Below are 17947 nucleotides of genomic sequence, written 5' to 3'. Positions count from 1 at the left end.
TGCCTTTCCATCCGCAAAACAATTCCAGGAGCTGGAGTACTCATGAATCACGACTTCCAAGACGAATCCAAGCCGCGTCGCGCGTTCCTCGCCGACATGGCCAAGCTCGCGGCCGCCGGTGTCGTTGCCGGCTGGACGCCGATCTATCAGGTTGCCGCGAACGCTGCGACGGCCGGCGCGACGCCGCCCGGCTTCCCGGCCGACATCCCGCTCTACAAGCAGGCGTTCCAGAACTGGAGCGGCGAGATCGTCGTGCAGGACGTGTGGACCGCCGCGCCGCGCTCCGCCGACGACGTCGTCGCGACGGTCAACTGGGCGCGCGCGAACGGCTACCGGGTGCGCCCGCGCGGCTACATGCACAACTGGTCGCCGCTGACGCTCGAACCCGGCGCCGCTCCCGCGAACATCGTGCTGCTCGACACGACGAAGTCGCTGACCGCGGTGTCCGTCGACACGTCGACGCGGCCGGCGCGCGTCACCGCGCAAACGGGCGTCTCGCTGGAGACGTTGCTCGCGAAGCTCGAGGATTACGGCCTCGGCGTCGTCGCCGCGCCCGCGCCGGGCGACATTACGCTCGGCGGCGCGCTCGCGATCGACGCGCACGGCACCGCCGTGCCCGCGGTCGGCGAAGCCTTGCAACCGGGCCACACCTACGGTTCATTGAGCAACCTGGTGATCGCGCTGACCGCGGTCGTGTTCGATCCCGCCAGCCGGCAATACGCGCTGCGCACGTTCCAGCGCAACGATCCCGATATCGGCGCGTTCCTCGCGCACATCGGCCGGGCGCTCGTCGTCGAAGTCACGCTCGCGGCAGGGCCGAACCAGCGGCTGCGCTGCCAGAGCTTCATCGACATTCCGGCCTCCGAACTGTTCTCGGCCAACGCCGCGCAGGGCCGCACCGTCGCGTCGTTTCTCGATCAGTCGGGCCGGCTGGAAGCGATCTGGTTCCCGTTCACGACCTGCCCGTGGCTCAAGGTCTGGTCCCTGAAGCCCAGCAAGCCGCTGCTGTCGCGCCCCGTCACGCAGCCGTACAACTACCCGTTCTCCGATTCGATCCCGCAATCGCTGTCGGATCTCGTCAAGCGGATCATCATCGGCGGCGAGGGCGCGCTCACGCCGCTGTTCGGCCAGACGCAATACGCGATCACGACCGCCGGTCTCGCGCTCACGCTCAGCGCGGACATCTGGGGCTGGTCGCGCACCGTGCTGCAGTACATTCGCCCGACGACGCTGCGCGTCACCGCGAACGGCTACGCGGTGCTCGCGCGGCGCGCGGACGTGCAGCGCGTGGTCAGCGAGTTCGTCCAGTACTATCAGAACCGCGTCGACGCGTACAAGGCGCGCGGCGAATACCCGATGAACGGCCCCGTCGAAATCCGCATCACCGGCCTCGACAAGCCCGCCGAGGCCGGCGCCGGCGCGGTGGTCCCCACGCTGTCCGCGCTCAAGCCGCGGCCTGATCATCCGGAATGGGACGTCGCCGTCTGGTTCGACATCCTGACGCTGCCGGGCACGCCGGCCGCCGATCGCTTCTATCGCGAGATCGAGCAGTGGATGCTCTCGAACTACAGCGGCGCGTACGCGACGGTGCGTCCCGAATGGTCGAAGGGCTGGGCCTACACCGACACGGCCGCATGGCAGGACGACACGATGCTCGCCACCACGATCCCGAATCTGCAGAGCGCGGGCCAGCCCGCCGCGAGCAACTGGGAGGCGGCGCGTGCGACCCTCGAGCGCTACGACCCGCAGCGGATCTTCCGCTCGCCGCTGCTGGACCGGCTGATGCCGTAGCGGTATCGGCGGGTGTCGGCGCTGCGCATTGGCTTGCGCGCAGCGCCGACGACGTCAGGCCGGATATTTGCGATCGAACGCATCGTTGTTCGCCTCGATCGTGTGCAGCGCATCCTCCGCCCAGGCCTTCAGCGCGACGACGAGCGGCACGAGCGTGAGCGCCAGCTCGCTCAGCATGTACTCGACGCGCAACGGCAGTTCGTCATAGACGTTCCGCTCGATCAGGCCGTCGCGCTCCATCGCGCGCAGCGTCTGGGTCAGCATCTTTTGCGACACGCCCTCGAGGCGGCGCCGGATATCGCCGAAACGCATCGGCCCGTTCTGCAGCGCGACCATGGTCAGCACGGTCCATTTCTGCCCGATGCGCGACAGCACCGCGCGGGACGGGCAAACCTTCAGGAACGCATCCGGCGGCAATTCGATCTTCTTCGACATGGTTACCTTCAGGTACCTAATTGATTGCGGAAGCCGTCATTGAAAGAATGATGCCACTGACGTAATCGTGAGGAACATGACCATGAAGATCGCATTTCTCGGTGGCGGAAATTTCGGCGGGAATCTGGCCGAGCTGCTCGTCGCGGCCGGACATGACGTGGTGGTCGGGCTGCGCGACCCCGGACGGGCGCGGCCTCGGGCGCGTTACCGTGTTGCGTCGCTGGAGGAAGCGGCGGTGCACGGAGACGTCGTCGTCATCGCGGTCCTCTATCAGGCATGCGCCGAGGTGCTGCCGCCGCTGGCCCGGCAGTTGGCCGGCAAGATCGTTGTCGACGCAACGAATGCGCTACGCGACGACTGGTCGCCTCTCCCGCTGGGCGCGAACGGCTCCGCCGCGCAGCAGATCGGCCGCTGGTTGCCGGGCGCTCGCCTGGTGAAGTGTTTCAACACGGTGTTCGCCGACATCATGACGCCGGAGCGCATCGATCGAGACGGACATGCGGTGACCGCTTTCATCGCGGGCGACGATGCCGAGGCCAATGCGGCGGTCGCGGAGATCGCCGCGAGCGCGGGGTTTGCGCCGCTCGTTACCGGAGCGTTGAACAACGCCCGTTATCTCGAGGCGATGGCGCATCTCAACATTCAGATCGCGGTGGTTCGGGGTGGCGGAACGAATGCGGGCTTCGTGTATCACCGGGTCGGCGGCTAGGGGATCCAGTCAAAACCAAAAGGGCTGAGTCCCGTGCAACACTGAACTCAGCCCCGGCCGTCAGCGGAATCGGATCAGACCGCCGGGGCTTGCTCCATCTACGGTCGTCAGCCGATGTTCACGCCATGGGCTTCGGCCAGCGGCTTCAGACCGCCGGCGAAACCCTGGCCGATCGCCTTGAACTTGAACTCGTCGTTGTGACGATACAGCTCGCCGAAGATCATCGCGGTCTCGGTCGACGCATCTTCGGACAGGTCGTAGCGCGCGATTTCCTTGCCGTCGGCCTTGTTCACCACGCGGATGTAGGCATTGGAGACCTGGCCGAAGGACTGCTTGCGGCTTTCGGCGTCGTGGATGGTCACGGCGAAGACCAGCTTCTTCACGTCGGCCGCCAGGCCGGTCAGCTTGACGACGACTTGTTCGTCATCGCCTTCGCCCTGGCCGGAACGGTTGTCGCCGAGGTGCTCGACGGAGCCGTCGGCGGACTTCTTGTTGTTGTAGAAGATGAAGCCGGCGTCGCTCAGGACCTTGCCGCTCTCCCCGGTGACGAAGACGGACGCGTCGAGGTCGAACTCGGTGCCGTCGGTGACGCGCGGGTCCCAGCCCAGGCCGACCAGCACTTCGCTCAGGCCCGGGGCCTCTTTCGACAGGGAGACGTTACCGCCTTTGGACAGACTCACAGCCATGGTGCAATTCCTTGTTCAGTTCAGTTGAGTCGAGCGATCAGAAGCTCATGCCATAGCCGTTGGCCACGGCGCGCAGGCCGCCGGCGTAGCCTTGGCCCACGGCGCGGAACTTCCACTCGTTGTTGTGGCGGTACAGCTCGGCGAAGATCATCGCGGTTTCGACCGACGCGTCTTCGGCGAGGTCGTAGCGGACGATCTCGGCGCTGTTGGTCTCGTTGACGATGCGGATGAACGAGTTGCTGACCTGGCCGAAGTTCTGCTTGCGCGCGTCGGCGTCGTGGATGGTGACGGTGAAGGCCACTTTTTCGACGTCGGCCGGAACGCGGCTCAGGTCGACCTTGATCACCTCGTCGTCGCCGTCGCCGGCGCCGGTGCGGTTGTCGCCGGTGTGCTCGACGGAGCCGTCCGCGCTCTTCAGCTGGTTGTAGAAGATGAAGTCGGCGTCGCCGCGGACCTTGCCGTTGGCGCCCAGCAGGAAGGCGCTGGCGTCCAGGTCGAACTCGGTGCCGTCGGTGGCGCGCGGGTCCCAGCCGAGGCCGACCAGGATTTTGGTCAAGCCAGGGGCCTCTTTGGACAGGGAGAGGTTGCCGCCTTTTTGAAGAGTCAGTGCCATGAGTACAGCTCCTTGTGGTTGCTACGGGTTACGTGCGGGTTGTCGGCCGATGCTTCCGCATGGCCAGGTGGACAGTGCGTCAGAGTTCGAAGTCCGCCGGGTTCAGGCCCAGCTCCTGGCAGATCAGGCGACAGGCGGCCTTCTCCTTGTCGTCGAAGTTGCCGTCCGAGCCGCCGATGGCGATGCACACCCGCACCAGCAGGCGCGCTTCGCCGTCCTTGCCCTTGATCTTGCTGATGGCCTTCAGCGCCTCGGCCTGACCGATCTGGAAGTCGAACTCGAACTTCGCGCAGGCGTCGGTGAAGACCTTGATCACATCGGTCAGGTTGAAGACCTTGAGCTCCGGGGAGTGGTTGATGAAGCCGACCATCTTCATCTTCTCCTCGGACTGGATCACGCCGTCGGCCGCGGCGATGAGCGCGCAGCCGTTGGCCACCGCTTCCATGAAGGTCCGGTTCTTGAACTTGGCGACTTCCGTCGTCAAGGTTTCGCGCGCTTTCGCCGCGTTGGTTTTCAGCCACTCGAGCATGGTTTCCTCGTCGTTGGGAACGGGTCGTTACTTGGAGCCGGCGCGCCAGTTCATCCCCCATCCGTAGGCACGGTCCATGTCGTCATGCCCACGGTGGAAGTCGACTCGGCGGGTGACCTTGACGGCGCCGCCCACGTTTTCAAGCATCGCGATCGCGCACATGCCGTAGCGGCCGCCCTCCTCGTTCAGCCGCACCTCGATCTCGGGCTGGCCGGGAACGAACACGGTCACCACGCCGTCGGTCGCCTTCCAGTTGGGGGCGCCTTCGTAGATGAACGCGAAGACCAGGATCCGCTTGATCTCGCTCCACTGCTTGCCGTTGATGTGCAGCCATTCGCCGCCCGCGACGGAGCCGGTGCGGTCGTCGCCCATGAGCTGGATGTAGGGCTCGTCATTCAGGTCGCCGAAGCAGTTGCCGAGCGCCTGGACGACGCCCTTGTAGCCGTCCTGCAGCTCGAACAGGCAGCCGACGTCGAGGTCGACGGCGTTGCTCTTGCCGAAGAGGCCGCCCAGCAGCCCGCCGCCGCCGCCACTGCCGCGGTTCCAGTTCAGGTTCACCTTGATCTCGCCGAAGCCGGCTGCAGGCTTGTCCAGGCTGATGCTGGCGCGCGTCTTGTCCAGCGTGACCTTGCTCAGGCTGACCGTCGATTTCGGCGGTGCCGGCGGAACAGGCGCCGGGGCCGGCGCAGCGGCAGGGGCCGGCGTCGGCGCGGCAATGTCGACACCGAAGTGCTTCGCCAGCGGCTCCAGGCCACCTGCGAAGCCTTGACCGACGCAGCGGAACTTCCAGGCGCCCTGGCGGAGGTAGAACTCGCCGAGGATCAGCGCCGTCTCGTTCATGCCGCCGGTCGGGATCTGGGCCTCGATGCCGCCGGTGACGCCCAGCGCCAGGGTCGACACGCGGTCGAACGACGCCTTGTTCTCGTAGATGGTTGCGGTCAACGCAACCTTCTCGACCGCAGGGTCGAGACGACCGAGGTCCAGCGTGAACTCGGCACGACCTGCGGCGCTGGCGGTCAGCTGGACAGCACCACCGAGGATGCTGGTCTGGCCGTAGAAGCACATGTCGCCGTCACCACGGACCTTGCCCGTGGTGGTCAGCGCGAATGCGGAGATGTCGATATCGGCGCCCGGGATCGGCGCGTAGTTGATGTCGACGCGAAGTGGGCCGGTGGCGACCGGCGCATTGCCGCCAGGAAGCAGCGTGGTCATGCACGCACCGCCTGAATGGCCAGGTTGACGAGGTCTTCGGCGGTGCGGCCGTGGGTGGACTGTCCGATCGCCTTGAACTCCCAGCCGCCGCTCCCACGGCTCAGGCTGGCCATCACCACGCCGGTGTGGCGGCCTTTCTCGGCCAGATTGAAGCGCGCGAGCTCGCTGTCGTTGGCTTCGTTCAGGATGCGGCAGTACGCGTTCTCGACCTGATCGAAGGTCTGGCCGCGGAAGCTGTTCACGGTGAAGACCAGATGCGTCGCGTTGGCCGGCAGGCGCTGCAGGTCCACGTAGATGGTTTCGTCATCGCCGTCGCCTTCGCCGGTCAGGTTGTCGCCGGAGTGTTCGATCGAGCCGTCCTTCGATTCCAGCTGGCGGAACCAGACGACATCGATGGGCGCGTAGTCGCCATCCAGGACGATGCACGAAGCATCGAGGTCGATCGAGTCGTTGCCGCTGCCCATCAGCCTGGAGAGGAAGCCGCTGGGCTTCACCGGGTCCCAGCCCAGACCCAGGCTGACGTTGCTCAGGCCGGTGCCGGCCGTTTTCTCCAGCGAGATGCTCTGATTCTTGCTCAGGGTGAGTGCCATGATTACGCTCCTTGTTGATCTTCGGTGTTCGGTTGGAATTCAGAGGCAAAGGCGCTCCCCTGGCGCCCGCTTTTTTGAGCCGTGGGTGGGCTCGCCGCCCCCCGGGATGACAACGTCGCCGGCATCAGTTGGCCTCCGCCAGGCGGATGTTGGGTTCGCCGCCGCCGGCCTCGACAGGCTTGACCCCAAGCCATTTGGCGCGCTCGAGGATGTGGGTCGCCCACTTGTGATGGGTGGCCGGTTCGCACATCGCGTTGTTGTGCTTGAACACGGCCTGCGCCCCCTGATCGACGATCAGCCTGGCGGCGTTGAGATCCTCCAGGCTGACGCGCAGCGTGTCCTGGATGAGACTGACCTGGCGGGGATGAATGGCCGTCTTGCCCACCAGGCCGTGACAGATATCCAGCTCCAGTTCCGCTTTCAGGAGTTCCGGCGTGGCCAGTTGTTCGAACACCGGCGCGGTCAGCGAAAAACCTTGAGCGCCCATGACGCCGGCCAGCATCGGGATGACGTAACTCATCGGGGTGTCGTAGAGCGTCCGGGTCGGGTTGCGGCGCAGCCCGAGGCATCCCATCAGGTCGTTGCCGCCGATCCGCAGCGCGATGATGCGTTCGTTCAGGCTGGCTTTCAGCGCCTGGCCCAGCTCCACCATGGCGCCCGGGTTGTAGACGTCGGCAGTCTCGAGCGTGGGCATGAGGAGAAGGTCCGGGTTGCTGACCGCGCTCTCCCAGAAACGCAAGCGCTTCAAGGTCAGCTTCGGCACCACGAAACCGTCCACGTGCCTCATCAACGGCCAGTCGTTCAGCACGGCTGCCATTCCCGCGTCGCGGGGCCGGACGAACAGGAGCGGGCCTTCCGCGGGACGTCCGCCGCGCGTGTCGATCTGCGTGAGCAGCGCCTGCAGGTTCGCCAGCGCGCGCTCGACGTCGATCTGGGCCACGGCATCTTCCAGGCAAACCACGAGCGAGCGGAGCTCGGGAAGCTTGCTGCCGAAGACCACTTCCAGGATGTCGCTGCGGGTGGCCGGCATGTACAGGGTCGCCCCGAGGGCGAACGGCGAAATGGCTTTCATCCGTGCACACCCCGGATCAGGGTCACGGCACGGTACGGGCCCAGGGCCGCCCCCGCCTCGTCGACGGTCACGCCGGCGCGCTCGGCAAGGTGCAACAGCAACTGCACGTCGCTGTCGCCGCGATCGCGGACCAGCACATGGTCGGGCACGCGGCGCAGGACGGCGCGCGTCGCCTCGGCGATGCCGGGCTTCACGCGGTTCAGGTTGGCGATCTCGAAGCGCGCCGCGAGCGCATGCACCACGCGGTCCGCTTCCGCTTGAAGCTTCAGGCGCTGGTCGGCCGTCCACGGAGCGGCCTGCGGCACCTCGCCCAATGCGCGGCGCGCGGTCTCGATCTGCTCGATGAAGTCGCGGGTGACGTCGTGCTCATGCAGGTGGTCGTAGACCACGCAGCCATGCAGACCGCCTTGTGCCGGCCAGATGGAACGCGATACCAGGCCGGATACGGTGGCGCCCAGAATGCCGGACGGAATCACCCAGTCCTCGGCCGAGGCCGCCAGCCAGGCGCGGCCGCACGGGTCGGCCAGCACGACGAGGCGCGGATCGTCCGGGAAGCGCTTGTCGGCGCTGAGCGTGCGCGCGAGTTCGCCGGAAATCGCGCCCTTGCCGGTCCAGCCATCCACGAAAACGATGTGCGCCGCACCGTGGAGTCGGATGATCGCGTCGAGGGCAACCGTGTCGATGCCGCGGTCGCGGATGATGCTGACGCCGTAGTGGTGCGCGTCGCGCCCCATCGCAACCAGAGCGCGGCGCAGCAGGACGCCCAGCGGCAGTCCGGCGCGCACGAACGAGACGAGCGCAATGCTCGCGCCGGTGCAGGCGGCATTCAAAGCCAGCGCAAGCGACTGCACGTCGGTGGCCATGCGCTTGCCGTTCTGCGCCAGCGCACGCGCGTAGAGGCGCTGGTGCAGCTCGGTCGGCGCATGCTCCGTGCCGATCATCTCGGAGTAGTGCTTGCGGCTCGTCTGGATCAGGCGTTCCTTCTCCCGAACGTCCGTCACCTGCATCTGCATGCGCTGCAGGAGGACATGCACGTCGTCCGGGGCGTAGCTGCCGCTGCCGACGGTCTGGAGGGAGGCGAACGGATCACGCATGGATCAGGCCCTCCGCTGCCTTCGCCAGCTGGCTCCGGGCCGGCGTGGCCCACATGTGGCAGAGATCCATGAAACCGAGGTCGGTGATGCTGTCGCCAAAGCCCAGCACCGGGCGTTCGCCGTTGAGCGCGCGGTCGCGGCGCAGCCATTCCCGAGCGGCCAGGCGCTTGGCCAGCCCGTCGGGCAGGAAGGCCAGATTGTTGCCGTTGGCGTGGATGTGCATGCCGTCCAGCAGCCCACGGGCCTGAACTTCGGCAAGCACCCGGGCGAGCACCGCGTCGTCCGATTCGTTGTGCTTGGTCACCACGTAGTGGCGCAGCCCCGCCTCCTCCACGACCCAACCGCGCAGGGCATAGCCGAGCTCCCGACCGATCTGCAGCGTGGTTTCGCTCAGCGCCGGCAGACGATCCTGGAAGTTCCGGAGGGCTTCCGCCATCCGGCCGTGCCAATCCTGGTCGAGCGTGCCGTCGGCGTGCAGGATCACGCCCCCGTGGGAGCAGATTGCGCCATGCGTGAACGGCAGCTTCACGCGGCTGTACGCCTCGACGCTGCGCGCGGTGACCGGCACGACGTCGGCCGATGCCAGCAGCCAGCTGATGAAGGCCTGTTGCACCGGGGTCATGTAGCCGTTGGGCTGGCCGTGCACATCCACGGTTGCCGGGGTGCGCGGTGCGCCTTCCGGCATCTTGCGTGCGGTCTGGAACAGGGTGTCGTCGAGATCGACGAGCACCAGCGGACGATTACTGCTCATCGACAATGACCTCCGCGCCCAGGGCCTCGACCAGCTCTGCGGGCAGCGCCTGCGCGGGGGTTTCGGTGCAGATCAGCACCCGGTCGAACTGGCCGGGTTTCACGTTGTAGAGGAAGTTCGGGATGCCGAGGCCATAGTTGTCCGGGAACGCGAGCGCGTGCTCGATGGCGTGGCCCACGGCGATGGGGGAACGGGTGGTGGAGCTGAAGTGGACGTCGGCGCCAGCGCGCTTCAGGCGTTCCGCCAACAGGAAGGGCCGCCACACGAATTCACCGGTGCCGATCACGATGATCTTCTCGCCCGGCGCGACCCGAAGGTCCGGCGCGAGCGTGTCCTCCACCTTGCGCACACCCAGGCGTCCCCAGTCGTTCCGAGCGGAGAGCCGCCATTCGCCGACGCGGACCGCGCCCACATCCGGCATGTCCGGCAGCGGCGCGGACGCGTCCTCATGGAATCGGTAAGAGCCCTTCATCAGCGAAACCGACGTGGCCGAATCGCCGATGGCTTTTCCGACGGCCCCGGCGGACCAGTCGGTCAGCACGCAGGTGACGACCCGCTCGATCTTCGTCAGGCCGGCATCCACCAGCGCGCGATGCAGGTTGACGAAGGTCTTGCCGGTGGAGGCTTCGTCGTCCACCAGCACCAGCGATCTGGCCTGCAGCATCAGCTCCCGGACTTCGGGCTCGACCGGCATGTGGATCAGGTGGGCGCTGGCGTGGCTATGCTCTTCCTCGAATCGAGCGAAGAGTTCGGTGCCGAGCGGATGGCGGGTGCTGACCAGGTAAACGGTATCGGGCCGGGTTGCGCTCAATGCGCGGTGCACGCCGGCACCGAGCCCGACGGCGGTTTCCGCCATGCCGATCACGAGCACCGGGCCGGGCAGGTCCGCCGGGATCTCTGCCGCCAGGCTGTCGAAGCTGGCGGACATGACCGACGGGCGAACCGGTATGTGCCGGCCCAGCACCTTGGACACGAACAGGAAGGCCCGCTTCGGGTTACGGCGCTCGGCGAAGCCGAACAGTGCAGACGGAGGCAGGACGGCGTCGTCGACTTTGACTTCGAGCAGTCCCCGCATCAGCTGTGCGCGGAGGGACACGGGTGCTACATGGCTTTCCATAGCTGCTTCCTAGATTGGCGCGCGGTGGCAGACCTCACGCCGCTTCCTTGGGATTCAAGTCAACGTGCTTCTATGGGTTCCGTGCCTCGATTCGCCATAGAGATTGCTGGGCCTCACGGGATATCTGGGCTGTGGTGAAGGTCTGGCCCGAAGGGGTTCTGGAGGCGACAACGCCGCAGGCGTCGAGGAAGGCCAGCGTGAGGCCGGCCTTCACCGCGAAATTCATGTTCTGGGCATCCGGAACGGTCGACGTGACCATCCCCACGACCGCACTGGACGTATCGAACAAAGGGCTGCCGCTCGATCCGGGCTGGATCGGGGCTGTGAACTGCAGCAGGCTGGCGTCGTTGTGCAGGCCGAACAGCGCGGAGACGCCGCCCTGGGTGACGTGCACGCCTCCGCCAGCCAGACCGGCCAGCGGGTAGCCCATTGCGACGACCTGCTCACCCAGGTCGCAGCCCGTGCCGTCCCTGAAGGAGACTTGCCGGAAGGCGGGCGCCCCCTGGACGCGCAGTAGCGCCAGGTCGTTCCGGCGATCCACCACCACGGGCTCGGCACGGTGCCGGCCCTCGAAGGAAGCGATGTGGATTTCCTGCATGTCCTCGATGACATGCGCGCAGGTGAGGATGTGCGTCGGGCTGACGGCGAAGCCGGTGCCGGTGGCGGATCGGCATGAATCGGGCGAGCCTGGACGCCGATCGGGATGCGCGTCGTCGATCGCCAGCCCGATCCTGCGGCCGAGGGCGGAGAGTCCGTAGGCAGAGCCTTCTGCCAGCGCGCGGAACTTCCACTGCTGGTTACGGCAGTAGAACTCGCCGATGATGATCGCGGATTCGCCATTCTCGGCGAGGTTCAGGCTGAACTCGATCTGGTCGTCGACCTGCAGGCGAAGGGAACGGAGCTCGCGCACCGGGCCGATGGCCGAGAAGGTGTACACGACAGCGAGCACACGGTCTGCGCCGGCCGGAAGCGCCGAAAGGTTCAGTCGGCAGCCGATTCGCTCCTGGCTGCCGCTCCACGCCATCCAGTCCTGTTCGACCTGGAACAGCGCTGCATCCCCCTTGGGCTGACGCTTGTCGTCAACCGGGAGCAGAGCGACTGCGGCATATTCCCCGAAGGCCGAGGTGTTCGCGCATTCCAGCGTCCAGGAACATTGAGGTGCCCCTAAAGCGGTGTTTGCGCCAGGCGCCAGCACCATCATTCCTGCTTCGCTCCTTGAGTCCGAACCCATACAGAACCAATACAGAATCCATGCAACTATCATACGAATGTGGGCGCCATGGTATCAAACTTAAGGCTTTATGTAAGGAAGACGCGCGGCGAACTCGTCTTGACGGTTCGGGTTATATGGGGGGCCGGTCTGCGGCCGGCGAAGAGGCATTAACGCCGCGGGCCCTGTGAGTCGGCAGGCGTGTGAGGAGGTCCTTCGGAGACGCGTGCGGGTCGTACCCGTTGCGTTGCGCCGAGCGTGTCGGACTCGTGACGGCTGGTGCGCGTTGTCCCGCTCGCAACGCCCTCGTTGCCGGTTCCGACAGCAGAGGTGCAAGCGTGTGGCCAGTAGCGCTTTGAGATCGCCAGCCGTTATGCCGACGTAGCCATCATGGGTCGATGGCGTACGTCATTGCGTGTCGTTGGTCGAAGCCTTGGCGGGTGTCTCGGGTTGCCAGCAATGGAGGAATGGGCCCCGGCGCAGCTGCACTTCACGATAAGTTGCCTGCAACGACTCGAGGCCCATTCCGGGGATGCTATCGAAGCGCGCCCTGACTGCCGGCGCGGTCCATTTCATTCAGGCTCACGATATCCCGGTGCATAGGCGGTCAGCTTGCGCAGCGTCGTGATGGTCGGCACCGGCCGGTCAAACACACCCTCGCGATCCAGATGCAATGCACGTATGCCGGATTTTCGGGCGCCTTCGTAGTCTGCGTCGAAAGTATCGCCAACCATCACGACTTCTTCCGGCGACAAATCGAGCATTTTCAATGCCGCGGTGAATATTGCCGAATCCGGCTTCAGGGAGCCAACCGAAAACGACCATGCATAGGCGTCAAAGTCGAACGGCATTAATCGTAGCAGCGGCTCTGCATAAGGCTGAGCCAGGTTGGAAACAACACCGAGCCGAAGGCCGCTGGCACGCAGATGCTCGAGCACTTCGGGAACCTCCTCGAAGAGCTCGATACTGGCCAGTTCGGCAGCCAGATCGTCTTCCAGCACATCAAGATCCAGACCATCCACCTCGAATTCACGTGCGGCTTCACGCAGGTTGAACGGTCGCGTCATGACGAGATCGCGCGCGCGCTGGCGATCCGGGCTCGCCTGGACCAGCTTCGCAAACGGCCGCCGCTTGTCGCGAATTTCGCAAAGCGTGCCGTATGCATCGAACAGAATTCCCTTAGCTTCCACTCAGTTTTCCCCCACGGCGATTGACCTGCCTTCGTTCTTGCACCACTCCGATAAATAACTCGGGCGCTCATTTCGGGATTCTCTTGGCGTGCACTCTGCGCGGGTGCAGCCAGGAATGAGGCGCCGACGTTTTCAAATCAGACACGGAGCGCTGGCGGCAAGAGAAGATAAGCACAAAAGGTCGATCAATGTATCAGCCAGAGCCCTCCGTGGAGAAGAGATTCACGAACCGGCGATATCGCGTTGGATGAATGGTGGAGTCGCTACAACCTGCCCCCCTACAGAAAACCCGCAGCCCCCAGCCCTCCCCAATCCCGCCTTGACTTCCTATCTTTCGATATATATCTTTAGATATGTTTTTCGACATATAGGACTCGATCATGCGACACAGCCACTTCCGCGGCCACGCCCGTTGCGACGGGTACGGTGCGCATTCCGCCCCCGCCTGGTTCACCGGTTTCTGGCACGCGATCGGCCGCCATCGCCGCGGCCGCGATCCGTTCGGCGGCGGGCCTTTCGGCGGCGGCCCCGGCGGATTCGGGGGATTCGGCGGTGACGACGCGATGCCGCGCGGCCGCCAGTTCAGCTCCGACGATCTGCAATTGCTGCTGCTGGCGCTCGTCGCCGACCAGCCGAGCCACGGATACGAGTTGATCAAGGCGCTCGACACTCGCTCGAACGGCTTCTACAGCCCGAGCCCCGGCATGGTCTACCCGGCGCTGACCTACCTGGAGGAAGTCGGCTTCGTCGCGTCGCAGGCGGAGGGCAACCGCAAGCGCTACGCGCTCACCGACGCCGGCCGCGCGCACCTCGAAGCACAGCGCGAACGCGTCGACATGCTGTTCGCGCGCCTCACCCATCTCGCGCGAAAGATGGAATTCATGCGCCGCGCGTTCGCCGGCGAAACGGCAGGCGAAACCGCGGACGAGTCGCACGGCGGCTGGCTGCCGGAATTCGTCGAAGCGCGCGTCGCGCTAAAGCATGCGCTGCTGCACAAGAGCGGCGCGTCCGCCGACGAGCAGCGCCGCATCGCCGCGATCCTGCGGCGCGCGACCGCCGACATCGAAGGCCGCACCGGCGAGTGACCGGAGCCACCTCAATCAGGAGAACAGATTGAATCGACACACCCCCGAACGCACCGTGACGCGCGTGCGTCACACACTCAAGTTCCGCCTCTTGCAGGTCGTCCGCATTCACGCGGTGACGCCGCACCTGCTGCGCGTCACGCTGAGCGGCCCCGATCTCGCCGATTTCGAATCGGCGTCGTTCGACGATCACGTGAAGGTGTTCCTGCCGCCGCCCGGCGCCGAGCGCCCCGCGCTGCCGTCGCTGGGGCCGGACGGCCCGGTGTTTCCCGACGGCGAGCCGAGGCCCGTCGCGCGCGACTTCACGCCGCGGCGCTTCGATCGTACGAAGTGCGAACTGGATCTGGAATTCGTGCTGAACCACGCGGGCTCGGCGTCGCAGTGGGCCGCGCAGGCGTGCGTCGGCCAATGGCTCGGCATCGGCGGCCCGCGCGGTTCGTTCGTCGTGCCGACCGGTTTCGACTGGCATCTGCTGATCGGCGACGACACCGCGCTGCCGGCCATCGCCCGGCGTCTGGAAGAACTGCCCGCCGGCTCGCGCGCGGCGGTCGTGCTGGAAGTCGCGGACCGCCGCGCGCAGATCGCGTTCGATACGCGCGCGGAAGTGCATGAGATCTGGCGTTTCCGCGACGAAGCGCAGGCCGGCGACGGCGACGCGCTGCTGGACGCCGTCCGCGACCTGCCTTTGCCGAGTGGTGATGGCTACGTGTGGGCGGCCGGCGAAGCGCTCGCGATGCGCGCGGTAAGGCAGCATCTGACCGGCGAGCGGGGTGTCGACAAGGCGCGGATTCGTGCGGCGGCCTACTGGAAGCGCGGCGCGAGCGCGGTGCACGAATCGCTCGACGACTGACGTGACTGGCATCCGGCGACGGGCTCCGGGGATTCGGACTCCCGACAGAGGGGGTTCCGGCGCGCGGACGGCTTGGCATTGGCGCGGCGGCTGGTATATACCTACGTCTGCGATGCCGCTGTCAGGCAGTCGACGCTGTCCGCCCCAGGAGCGCCCGGTCATGACAAAAGAAAGCCACGCTGCGCCTTTCCTTCGCCACCTGAAGATCGCCGGCTACTGCGGCCTCGCGGCCGTCGTGCTGGCGCTGTTCGTCGCGATGTGCGCGATCCTCAAGGAGAGCGCGCTCGAGCGCGACGCCGCGCGGCAGCCGGCAGACACGGCCGAGCTGCACGGCGGCGCCGCCCCGGCGGCGGCGGCCGAATCGGCCAGAACGCCGGGCTGACCGCCCCGGCCCGATCCTTCCTCGTTACGGCGTGTGCAGACGCCCCATCACGACCGCATGCACCGACTCGCCGATGCGCTCGAGCATCGCCGTGACGGGCCGCGCATACAGGTGCGCGGCCAGCGCGCCGGCGGTGCCGACCAGCACGCCGCCCGCCATGTCGAACGGCCAGTGCACACCCGCATAGATCCGTCCCCACGCGATCGCGGCGGCCATCGCCGCCATCACGAGGCCCGTCATGCGCGTCGCGCCGCCGAGCAGCATGCCGACCGCCACGCTCCAGACGAACGTCATGTGATCGCTCGGAAACGAGCCGTCCGGCGCATGCGGGATCAACTGCGTGCCGACGCCCGCCATGAACGGCCGCGGCGAGAACCAGAAGTGCGACAGCACCTGGGCGAGCACGAGCGCCACGCACGCGCCGACGCCGGCCTCGATGGCCTGGCGCCGCGTCGTGCGCACGCCGAACAGCCAGGTCAGCAGCAGCATTGCCGGAATCGCATAGACGAGCCAGTCGGCGGCAAGGATCGCGAGCGTCGCGACGCCCGGTTGCGGCGTCGCGCCGGCGTTGATCGCGGAAAACAGGGTGAGGTTGAGATTCTGCATGTATCGGGATACGTGGGGCGGGAATGCGCGACCGGTCCTCCGGTCACGTCTGATGCTAAGTGCAGCTCGCTTAAGCAATGCTTAACGACGTCCGGCACCGCGATGGCCGGCCGTCCGGCCGCAAGGACGCTTTTAGAGTGCGTGTCGCAACAAAAGTTCACACAGTTGAAATATTTCGGGTGGAGCGTTTCCCGTAAAACCTCACCATGAATCCCGAAAAAGCTCACCCTCGACCACATCGCGACGTCATCGACACCTGCGACGATCGGTGCGCTGAGCGTCCATCGGGCCATTGACGCCGTTCGAATCAACATTTGCGTTGTCAATTCATCGGATTCTGCAACAATTTATTCCAGTTGTGGCATCGCACAACGACGGCGCGCAGGCATAGGATTACGAGCACTCATCAACGAAGCCGATCAACAACAAGGAGTCCGCATGAAACCCAGCGATGTCCGATCGAAAGCCTTTGCGATGCCGTTGACCAGCCCTGCCTTCCCGATGGGCCCTTACCGTTTCGTCGATCGTGAGTTCCTGATCATCACGTATCGCACCGATCCGGATCGTCTGCGCGAAATCGTGCCTGAACCCCTGCAGGTCACCGAGCCGCTCGTGCATTACGAATTCATTCGCATGGCCGACTCCACCGGCTTCGGCGACTACACCGAAAGCGGCCAGGTGATCCCCGTCGAATACAACGGCCAGCCGGGCAGCTACACGCTCGCGATGTACCTCGACGACCATCCGCCGATCGCCGGCGGCCGCGAGCTGTGGGGATTCCCGAAGAAGCTCGCGTCGCCCACGCTGCACGTGAACACCGATCACCTCCTCGGCACGCTCGACTACGGCAAGGTGCGCGTCGCGACCGGCACGATGGGCTACAAGCACCGCGAGCTGGACATCGCCGAGCAGGCCAAGCGCCTCGCCAGCCCCAATTTCCTGCTGAAGATCATTCCTCATGTCGATGGCTCGGCGCGCGTCTGCGAGCTGGTGCGCTACTACATGGAGGATATCCAGATGAAAGGCGCATGGACCGGCCCGGCCTCGCTCGAGCTGTCGCCGCATGCGCTCGCGCCGGTCGCCGACCTGCCGGTGCTCGAGATCGTCGAGGCCCGGCATATCGTCGCGGATTTGACGCTCGGGCTCGGCGAAGTCGTCTACGATTACCTGGCGCAGTAACGCCCGCCGTCCTTTTCCCCTTTTTCCACCCTTGATTACGGAAACTCGAACATGAGCAATCTGAATGGCAAGACCGCAGTCGTCACCGGCGCCGCGAGCGGCATCGGCAAGGAAATCGCGCTGGAACTGGCAAAGGCGGGCTCGGCGGTGGCGATCGCCGACCTGAACCAGGACGGCGCGAACGCCGTCGCCGAGGAAATCAAGCAGGCGGGCGGCAAGGCGATCGGCGTCGCGATGGACGTGACGAACGAGGACGCCGTCAACAGCGGCATCGACAAGGTGGCCGAAACGTTCGGCTCGATCGACATCCTCGTGTCGAACGCGGGCATCCAGATCGTCAACCCGATCGAGAACTACGCGTTCGCCGACTGGAAGAAGATGCAGGCGATCCACGTCGACGGCGCGTTCCTGACCACCAAGGCGGCGCTCAAGCACATGTACAAGGACGACCGCGGCGGCGTCGTGATCTACATGGGCTCGGTGCACTCGCACGAGGCGTCGCCGCTGAAGTCGGCGTACGTGACCGCGAAGCACGGGCTGCTGGGTCTCGCGCGCGTGCTGGCGAAGGAAGGCGCGAAGCACAACGTGCGCTCGCACGTCGTGTGCCCGGGCTTCGTGCGCACGCCGCTCGTCGACAAGCAGATTCCGGAGCAGGCCAAGGAGCTCGGGATCAGCGAAGACGAAGTGGTGAAGAAGGTGATGCTCGGCAACACGGTCGACGGCGTGTTCACGACGGTGCAGGACGTCGCGCAGACGGTGCTGTTCCTGTCGGCGTTCCCGAGCGCCGCGCTGACCGGCCAGTCGTTCATCGTCAGCCACGGCTGGTTCATGCAGTAACGTCCTCGC

20 protein-coding genes are annotated in these 17947 nt (G+C 65.9%); 7 read left to right on the top strand and 13 right to left on the bottom strand.

Annotated features, from left to right (window positions below; translation table 11 throughout):
- The first annotated feature begins 42 nt into the window (after nucleotides 1-42).
- Entirely contained in the window at nucleotides 43-1791 is a 1749-nt protein-coding gene (locus B7P44_RS18300; protein ID WP_084907009.1) for a cholesterol oxidase substrate-binding domain-containing protein, read from the top strand.
- A gap of 54 nt (nucleotides 1792-1845) precedes the next feature.
- Here B7P44_RS18300 and B7P44_RS18295 read toward each other — a convergent pair whose 3' ends face one another.
- Nucleotides 1846-2226 (bottom strand): winged helix-turn-helix transcriptional regulator, encoded by a 381-nt coding sequence (locus B7P44_RS18295; protein ID WP_084907007.1) that lies wholly within the window; start codon nucleotides 2224-2226, stop codon nucleotides 1846-1848.
- A 76-nt stretch (nucleotides 2227-2302) separates the two neighbouring features.
- On the opposite strand from B7P44_RS18295, the gene B7P44_RS18290 reads away from it, so the two are divergent.
- Nucleotides 2303-2935, top strand: a complete 633-nt coding sequence (locus B7P44_RS18290; RefSeq protein WP_205128719.1) for an NADPH-dependent F420 reductase — start codon at nucleotides 2303-2305, stop codon at nucleotides 2933-2935.
- A gap of 107 nt (nucleotides 2936-3042) precedes the next feature.
- Here B7P44_RS18290 and B7P44_RS18285 read toward each other — a convergent pair whose 3' ends face one another.
- The 11 genes from B7P44_RS18285 to B7P44_RS18235 all read right to left on the bottom strand — a co-directional run bounded on the left by B7P44_RS18285 (nucleotide 3043) and on the right by B7P44_RS18235 (nucleotide 12999).
- Nucleotides 3043-3621: a TerD family protein gene (locus B7P44_RS18285; RefSeq protein WP_084907003.1), complete on the bottom strand. Its 579-nt coding sequence runs from the start codon at nucleotides 3619-3621 to the stop codon at nucleotides 3043-3045.
- Between the two features lie 37 nt (nucleotides 3622-3658).
- Nucleotides 3659-4234: a TerD family protein gene (locus B7P44_RS18280; RefSeq protein ID WP_084907001.1), complete on the bottom strand. Its 576-nt coding sequence runs from the start codon at nucleotides 4232-4234 to the stop codon at nucleotides 3659-3661.
- Between the two features lie 79 nt (nucleotides 4235-4313).
- On the bottom strand, nucleotides 4314-4763 hold the full coding sequence (locus B7P44_RS18275; protein ID WP_017330864.1) for a tellurite resistance TerB family protein: 450 nt from the start codon (nucleotides 4761-4763) through the stop codon (nucleotides 4314-4316).
- 27 nt (nucleotides 4764-4790) lie between these two features.
- Complete coding sequence (locus tag B7P44_RS18270; RefSeq protein ID WP_084906999.1) at nucleotides 4791-5975, bottom strand: TerD family protein; 1185 nt, start codon at nucleotides 5973-5975, stop codon at nucleotides 4791-4793.
- Nucleotides 5972-6565: a TerD family protein gene (locus B7P44_RS18265; RefSeq protein ID WP_084906997.1), complete on the bottom strand. Its 594-nt coding sequence runs from the start codon at nucleotides 6563-6565 to the stop codon at nucleotides 5972-5974. Before B7P44_RS18265 ends, B7P44_RS18270 begins: the two co-directional genes overlap by 4 nt.
- 124 nt (nucleotides 6566-6689) lie before the next feature.
- Nucleotides 6690-7637, bottom strand: a complete 948-nt coding sequence (locus B7P44_RS18260) for an HpcH/HpaI aldolase/citrate lyase family protein (protein ID WP_084906995.1) — start codon at nucleotides 7635-7637, stop codon at nucleotides 6690-6692.
- The gene (locus B7P44_RS18255) at nucleotides 7634-8731 is read right to left on the bottom strand and encodes a cysteine protease StiP domain-containing protein (RefSeq protein ID WP_084906993.1); all 1098 of its coding nucleotides are present in this window, start codon (nucleotides 8729-8731) and stop codon (nucleotides 7634-7636) included. The genes B7P44_RS18260 and B7P44_RS18255 overlap by 4 nt, the downstream gene beginning before the upstream one ends.
- Entirely contained in the window at nucleotides 8724-9482 is a 759-nt protein-coding gene (locus B7P44_RS18250) for a trehalose phosphatase (RefSeq protein WP_084906991.1), read from the bottom strand. The genes B7P44_RS18255 and B7P44_RS18250 overlap by 8 nt, the downstream gene beginning before the upstream one ends.
- A complete protein-coding gene (locus B7P44_RS18245; protein ID WP_084906989.1) occupies nucleotides 9472-10599 on the bottom strand; it encodes a phosphoribosyltransferase domain-containing protein in 1128 nt (375 codons plus the stop codon). Before B7P44_RS18245 ends, B7P44_RS18250 begins: the two co-directional genes overlap by 11 nt.
- A gap of 70 nt (nucleotides 10600-10669) precedes the next feature.
- Nucleotides 10670-11800 carry a trypsin-like peptidase domain-containing protein gene (locus B7P44_RS18240; protein WP_084909885.1) on the bottom strand — a complete coding sequence of 377 codons (1131 nt, stop codon included), beginning with the start codon at nucleotides 11798-11800 and terminating at the stop codon, nucleotides 10670-10672.
- Between the two features lie 581 nt (nucleotides 11801-12381).
- Nucleotides 12382-12999, bottom strand: coding sequence for an HAD family hydrolase (locus B7P44_RS18235; RefSeq protein WP_084906988.1), 618 nt, complete (start codon nucleotides 12997-12999; stop codon nucleotides 12382-12384).
- Nucleotides 13000-13379: 380 nt separating this feature from the next.
- Here B7P44_RS18235 and B7P44_RS18230 point away from each other — a divergent pair, with 380 nt between their 5' ends.
- The 3 genes from B7P44_RS18230 (at nucleotide 13380) to B7P44_RS18220 (ending at nucleotide 15316) form a co-directional block, all read left to right on the top strand.
- Nucleotides 13380-14084 (top strand): PadR family transcriptional regulator, encoded by a 705-nt coding sequence (locus tag B7P44_RS18230; protein ID WP_084906986.1) that lies wholly within the window; start codon nucleotides 13380-13382, stop codon nucleotides 14082-14084.
- 28 nt (nucleotides 14085-14112) lie between these two features.
- A complete protein-coding gene (locus B7P44_RS18225; protein WP_084906984.1) occupies nucleotides 14113-14934 on the top strand; it encodes a siderophore-interacting protein in 822 nt (273 codons plus the stop codon).
- Nucleotides 14935-15094: 160 nt separating this feature from the next.
- The gene (locus B7P44_RS18220; RefSeq protein WP_084906982.1) at nucleotides 15095-15316 is read left to right on the top strand and encodes a hypothetical protein; all 222 of its coding nucleotides are present in this window, start codon (nucleotides 15095-15097) and stop codon (nucleotides 15314-15316) included.
- A 24-nt stretch (nucleotides 15317-15340) separates the two neighbouring features.
- On the opposite strand, the gene B7P44_RS18215 is transcribed toward B7P44_RS18220, so the two are convergent.
- A complete protein-coding gene (locus tag B7P44_RS18215; protein WP_084906980.1) occupies nucleotides 15341-15922 on the bottom strand; it encodes an undecaprenyl-diphosphatase in 582 nt (193 codons plus the stop codon).
- 438 nt (nucleotides 15923-16360) lie between these two features.
- Between B7P44_RS18215 and B7P44_RS18210 the strand changes: the two genes are divergently transcribed.
- Nucleotides 16361-17101 carry an acetoacetate decarboxylase gene (locus B7P44_RS18210; protein ID WP_084906979.1) on the top strand — a complete coding sequence of 247 codons (741 nt, stop codon included), beginning with the start codon at nucleotides 16361-16363 and terminating at the stop codon, nucleotides 17099-17101.
- Nucleotides 17102-17152: 51 nt separating this feature from the next.
- Nucleotides 17153-17938, top strand: coding sequence for a 3-hydroxybutyrate dehydrogenase (locus B7P44_RS18205; protein ID WP_084906977.1), 786 nt, complete (start codon nucleotides 17153-17155; stop codon nucleotides 17936-17938).
- The last annotated feature ends 9 nt before the right edge of the window (nucleotides 17939-17947 follow it).

The sequence above is a fragment of the Burkholderia ubonensis subsp. mesacidophila genome, from assembly GCF_002097715.1.
Lineage (GTDB): Bacteria > Pseudomonadota > Gammaproteobacteria > Burkholderiales > Burkholderiaceae > Burkholderia > Burkholderia mesacidophila.
Note: the sequence above shows the minus strand (reverse complement) of the source record. Positions and strands in the feature narration are given on the sequence as shown.

Bases quoted from the DNA above. Each gene is read 5' to 3' on its own strand.
- B7P44_RS18230 (WP_084906986.1), top strand. From the start codon at position 13,380: ATGCGACACAGCCACTTCCGCGGCCACGCCCGTTGCGACGGGTACGGT.
- B7P44_RS18280 (WP_084907001.1), bottom strand. From the start codon at position 4,234: ATGGCACTGACTCTTCAAAAAGGCGGCAACCTCTCCCTGTCCAAAGAG.
- B7P44_RS18275 (WP_017330864.1), bottom strand. From the start codon at position 4,763: ATGCTCGAGTGGCTGAAAACCAACGCGGCGAAAGCGCGCGAAACCTTG.
- B7P44_RS18210 (WP_084906979.1), top strand. From the start codon at position 16,361: ATGAAACCCAGCGATGTCCGATCGAAAGCCTTTGCGATGCCGTTGACC.
- B7P44_RS18295 (WP_084907007.1), bottom strand. From the start codon at position 2,226: ATGTCGAAGAAGATCGAATTGCCGCCGGATGCGTTCCTGAAGGTTTGC.
- B7P44_RS18250 (WP_084906991.1), bottom strand. From the start codon at position 9,482: ATGAGCAGTAATCGTCCGCTGGTGCTCGTCGATCTCGACGACACCCTG.
- B7P44_RS18290 (WP_205128719.1), top strand. From the start codon at position 2,303: ATGACCATGAAGATCGCATTTCTCGGTGGCGGAAATTTCGGCGGGAAT.
- B7P44_RS18285 (WP_084907003.1), bottom strand. From the start codon at position 3,621: ATGGCTGTGAGTCTGTCCAAAGGCGGTAACGTCTCCCTGTCGAAAGAG.
- B7P44_RS18255 (WP_084906993.1), bottom strand. From the start codon at position 8,731: ATGCGTGATCCGTTCGCCTCCCTCCAGACCGTCGGCAGCGGCAGCTAC.
- B7P44_RS18245 (WP_084906989.1), bottom strand. From the start codon at position 10,599: ATGGAAAGCCATGTAGCACCCGTGTCCCTCCGCGCACAGCTGATGCGG.
- B7P44_RS18300 (WP_084907009.1), top strand. From the start codon at position 43: ATGAATCACGACTTCCAAGACGAATCCAAGCCGCGTCGCGCGTTCCTC.
- B7P44_RS18240 (WP_084909885.1), bottom strand. From the start codon at position 11,800: ATGATGGTGCTGGCGCCTGGCGCAAACACCGCTTTAGGGGCACCTCAA.
- B7P44_RS18215 (WP_084906980.1), bottom strand. From the start codon at position 15,922: ATGCAGAATCTCAACCTCACCCTGTTTTCCGCGATCAACGCCGGCGCG.
- B7P44_RS18270 (WP_084906999.1), bottom strand. From the start codon at position 5,975: ATGACCACGCTGCTTCCTGGCGGCAATGCGCCGGTCGCCACCGGCCCA.
- B7P44_RS18265 (WP_084906997.1), bottom strand. From the start codon at position 6,565: ATGGCACTCACCCTGAGCAAGAATCAGAGCATCTCGCTGGAGAAAACG.
- B7P44_RS18220 (WP_084906982.1), top strand. From the start codon at position 15,095: ATGACAAAAGAAAGCCACGCTGCGCCTTTCCTTCGCCACCTGAAGATC.
- B7P44_RS18205 (WP_084906977.1), top strand. From the start codon at position 17,153: ATGAGCAATCTGAATGGCAAGACCGCAGTCGTCACCGGCGCCGCGAGC.
- B7P44_RS18260 (WP_084906995.1), bottom strand. From the start codon at position 7,637: ATGAAAGCCATTTCGCCGTTCGCCCTCGGGGCGACCCTGTACATGCCG.